The sequence below is a fragment of the Flavobacterium cyanobacteriorum genome, from assembly GCF_002251835.1.
GTDB lineage: Bacteria > Bacteroidota > Bacteroidia > Flavobacteriales > Flavobacteriaceae > Flavobacterium > Flavobacterium cyanobacteriorum.
Genome location: NZ_NOXV01000046.1, coordinates 1 through 1013 on the forward strand (window position 1 = coordinate 1; position 1013 = coordinate 1013).

Here is a 1013-nt window from a genome sequence, read left to right on the forward strand (position 1 = left end):
CTAACGGTTCTGCGCTTGGCGTTCGTGCGGGATTTCGGAGGACAAAACTGTCAACCCAGCACAAAAGCTAAATTGAAAAACTGAACTTGAATTTAAGCACTTCACCCCGCATGACGCCAAACGCATGTTAGCGGTTTGTGCTTCTTTTCCTTCGTTTGTTGTCATACGAAAATTTTCAAAGTAAAAGTGTTATTTGTCTGGTCGAGAAGCTGTAAAACGGAATACTCTCCAAGTCCTAATCCAAAATGCAAATAATTCTCTACAAGTTCTTTTTCACTGTCCGTAGCAGTCATAGAACCTGTGTTTTTAATTGCTGACTGTTCTGTTACATTTTCAGGTTGCAACTCAACTGTCACAACCATATTATGTATGTCAATTTTTTGTTTTGATTTTATTGAGTGTTTCATATTTAGTTTTTCTCGTCAAGAACATAAAAGTAAAAATTGTTTGTCCCTGGTTCGGTCGCATTAACGTGAACCACTTTTATATTTTCATATTTGTTGCTCACAAATTTTACCATAAGTTGATTTGGAACTCTGTTACCACCTAATGCACCAACTGCCCCCCTAAACCCAAACGGTTCCATTGAGGCAGTGTCATAAGTAGTTTCTTCAGAGTTTATATGAGCAAAAATTCCACCGCCAGCATCTTCAACGTCAACTTTTACTTTCTTGTCTGCTTTGTAATGAGTTGCCGTAATTGTAAATGCGTGGTGTCCTTTTGTTGGGTGATAAATTTTGTAAATGGTTACATAATTTTCTCCAACCGTTTTGTATTCTCTTGTGTATTTGAATGAAATGTAGTCGTCTGAATTAAGAACATACTGATAGCCAGTATATTTTGTCTGTGAATAAGCATTTGTCAAGAATACAGTCAGGAGAACCGTAACAATTGTTTTGGTTAGGATTGAAATTGTCTTTGTCATTTTTGTTTGTTTTTCTTTATGCCTACTCTGGTCGATTTTCGGCTTCCCCGTTGTCGGTCAGCTGTGTTGTCATAGCATAACCGCTAAC

2 protein-coding genes are annotated in these 1013 nt (G+C 37.4%); both read right to left on the bottom strand.

All coding sequences use genetic code 11. The features are described 5' to 3' along the window. Positions 1–161 precede the first annotated feature (161 nt). Positions 162–407: a hypothetical protein gene (locus tag CHU92_RS00415; RefSeq protein WP_094411493.1), complete on the bottom strand. Its 246-nt coding sequence runs from the start codon at positions 405–407 to the stop codon at positions 162–164. A gap of 2 nt (positions 408–409) precedes the next feature. After that, on the bottom strand, positions 410–925 hold the full coding sequence (locus CHU92_RS00420) for a hypothetical protein (protein ID WP_129582954.1): 516 nt from the start codon (positions 923–925) through the stop codon (positions 410–412). Between the last annotated feature and the right edge of the window lie 88 nt (positions 926–1013).